The organism is Candidatus Jordarchaeum sp. (assembly GCF_052745115.1).
The window spans coordinates 1-3,531 of record NZ_JBRAKS010000384.1 but is presented as its reverse complement, the minus strand read 5'-3'; the positions used below and the strand labels follow the sequence as shown (position 1 = coordinate 3,531).

The window sequence follows — 3,531 nt, the reverse complement described above, 5'->3', positions numbered from 1 at the left end:
CACGCTTAAAAACCGTTTCACACCGCCTTAGACCAACCAAAGATAGAAATCAATGGTTTTTCTCATCATATTACGAAATATTTATTACCTTGTGGGTATTCAGTGAAAGTGGGAATTCTATAACGGTTTTTCCAGTCCAAGAACCCAAGGTTATGTGTATTATAATACTAAAAACATGTTTCTAAAGACTAAACTAAAACCGATCGCTTCTATTCAAAAGAATTGAAGAAACTTTCAAAAATTTAAAAAAATTAAAAATAGCAAATTACAAAAAATATCCTTTGTGTAAAATTTTGGATTATTAAACAACAGTGAAAAGTTTGACTAATAATCAATTATAGAAAATATGAGTTGAAGTCAATATATTTCAATAGACAATTCAAATTTGATACTTATACCTTTGAAAACCGAATAGTGAATAGTATATTCGCTGGAATATACAGGAGGATACAAGTTGTTATCACAAGAAATTCTTAGCGAAATTAAAAAATCGATTTTACATGGAATTCCAGAAGAAGCCGATGTTACAGAAGTAGAGTTTGAAGGACCAGAAATCTCTATATATCTGAGGAATCCAAAAATTTTAGTTGATGATAGTGAGCTTGTCAAAGAACTTGCCAAGAGCATACGCAAAAGAATAGTAATTAGATCAGATCCATCTGTCAGAATGCCTCCAGCCGAAGCTGCACAGAAAATTAAAGAGATTGTCAATAAAGAAGCCGAAATAACAACTATAGCCTTCGACGAAAACGTGGGCGAGGTTATAATTGAAGCAAAAAAACCAGGTCTTGTGATTGGTAGAAACGGTGTTACACTAAAGGAAATTACTAGAACTGTTCTTTGGAGACCTTCGGTGATTAGAACTCCACCGCTAACTTCGGAAATGATACTAAGGATTAGGCATGCTTTTCAAACAGAAAGTGTGGCTAGAAAGCAGATTCTGAGAAATATTGGAAGACGAATACATCGCCCATTACTAGTCAAAGACGGATATTTGCGTTTAACTTCATTGGGTGGCTTTAGAGAAGTAGGAAGGACGGCAATTCTCATACAAACAACTGAAAGCTCTGTTTTAATTGATTGTGGTGTTAATGTCGGAGGTACACTGCAAGCGTTTCCACGAATAGATTTACCTGAATTCGATTTGGAAAATTTAGATGCAATCATAATCACGCATTCGCACTTGGATCACAGTGGATTTTTACCCTTTTTATTTAAATATGGTTACGAAGGCCCAGTCTATTGCACTAGAGCTACTTTAAACTTGATGACGCTATTACAGTTAGATTATCTAGATGTTGCAGAACGAGAAGGAAAACTACTTCCCTATAGTCAGAAAGATGTCAGGAAAGCGATTTTGCATACTATCCCTCTAGATTATGGAGAAGTAACAGATATTGCCCCGGATATACGGCTTACTCTTCATAATGCGGGTCACATACTTGGATCAGCAATTGTACATTTGCACATAGGGGATGGCCTATATAATATCGCATATACTGGTGATTTCAAATTTTCCAAGTCACGCCTTCTGGAAGCTGCAAGTTACACATTTCCAAGGCTTGAAACAATTGTAATTGAAAGTACTTATGGAGCCCCAAGTGATATTATACCTTCACGAAAAAAAGCTGAAAGAGATCTAGTGGAGATTATAAATGCAACTCTGTCTAGAGAGGGTAAGATTCTTATTCCAGTTCTAGCAGTAGGAAGAGCACAGGAACTTATGTTAGTATTGGAAGAAAATATGCGAAAAAGTATATTACGAGAAGTTCCAATTTATATAGATGGAATGATAAGTGAAGCGACTGCCATCCATACGACTCACCCAGAATACCTATCAAAAGAATTGCGTGAAAGAATTTTCCACCAAGGAAGCAATCCTTTTCTAGCAGGCTTTTTCCAGCAGGTAGAGGGAGCAAGTTCAAGACCGGATATTATCGAAGGAGACCCTTGTATAATAATGGCAACTTCTGGAATGCTTAGTGGAGGCCCTAGTGTTGAATACTTCCAATTAATGGCTCCCGATCCTAAAAATACTTTAATGTTTGTTTCATATCAAGTGGAAGGAACACTTGGACGCAGGGTACAAAAAGGTTGGAAAGAGATACCTATGAAAACAAAAAATGAAAAAACAGAAATGGTCAATGTTAGAATAGACATTAAATCCGTTGATGGTTTCTCAGGTCATAGTGATAGGAGACAAATACTAGATTATCTTAGAAAACTTTCTCCCAAACCCGAAAGAATAATCACTTGTCATGGCGAAAACTCAAAATGCATTAGCCTAGCGAGTACGGCTCATAAAATATTTAAAATTGAAACTAGAGCCCCCCAAAATCTAGAAACAATCAGACTAAAATAAACTATAAGGAATTTTAAAGACAGGAAGCGGATTCTCAAATCGTAAAATTTTTCATTACTGAAAGATATAACTAGGAATCTTAAATCCAATATTAGTTATTAATGACAGCTAGGGAAATTTAGCATATTATCTAATTATTATCATTGGTTTCAATACACTTGTATAATGATCTCTAATACTATACTCCGCAACCCTAGTTATTTTAGCTAAAATTTTTTGAGTTAAAACTGGTTTCCGCTCGATTTCTTTAGATATAATACGGTCTGCACAATAAACTGTTGAAACCGCGAAAATATACGGGTTCCTCCCCCCTCGGTCAATACTATCAATTTTATTTAATATAGAGTAACTTTTTTGGGTCAATAAATTTCTATAATCTTCAATACTAAGATCTCTTCCTTCTAGACGAAGCTCAATAATTGATGAAGATATTATATCGGATATTATTCTGGGCAAATAATCTTCACTCTTTCTGATTTTTGGATGTTTTTGAATAAACAATGATCTTAATTCAAGAGCTGTTTTAATTACCTTTTTCACACTTATTCTATGGCCTAGTTTCTTGAAATTCTGTGCAACTTCCTGTACTGTTACCGGTGCTAATTCCTTATATTCTCTAGTAGCAAAAAATAGACAGGCAGCTATAAGCACTATGTGGTTAGAAATTTTCTTATCAATTTTTTTAACAGCTTTCTGATAGAGATATGCAGCTCTATCTCTTATAGAGTCCGAAATTTGAAGCATAGAAGTAACGTTATTTAAGGACTTTAAAGCCCGGTAATCTGATTCTCTCCTATCGATTCTCAAACGTAAACTGTATCTAAATTTTAATTTTCTATATAAAGCCTGTTTATTTGATGATAGTGGTGCACCTTGTCCATCATAAAAAAAAGGAGTACGCTGAAAATCGATATAGCTACCCATTCCATCAACTATATGCATTCTGTTACCTAGAGCCAAATTAGTTTTATACTGGTTATTTAGTAAATTCTCCTGATTAATCTTAAAAACGGGAGCTACATAATGTTTAGAAACAACTAAACCACAATTGCTACATACAAATTCACCAGAATGTAAGACTAAATTACCTGAACATTCGGAGCAAAGAAATATTTCCTTGTCTTGTTGACCCATAAATAAATCACCATATTTTTAGATGCTTTTAATAT

Annotated in this window: 2 protein-coding genes; one reads left to right on the top strand and one right to left on the bottom strand. The window is 34.4% G+C overall.

The window, feature by feature from the left end:
• Positions 1-454: 454 nt before the first annotated feature.
• A complete protein-coding gene (locus ACUVXA_RS18260) occupies positions 455-2,362 on the top strand; it encodes a beta-CASP ribonuclease aCPSF1 (RefSeq protein WP_445872719.1) in 1,908 nt (635 codons plus the stop codon).
• 126 nt (positions 2,363-2,488) lie between these two features.
• Here the strand turns inward: ACUVXA_RS18260 and ACUVXA_RS18255 are convergent, their stop codons facing one another.
• The gene (locus ACUVXA_RS18255; protein WP_445872718.1) at positions 2,489-3,496 is read right to left on the bottom strand and encodes a hypothetical protein; all 1,008 of its coding nucleotides are present in this window, start codon (positions 3,494-3,496) and stop codon (positions 2,489-2,491) included.
• Positions 3,497-3,531 lie beyond the last annotated feature (35 nt).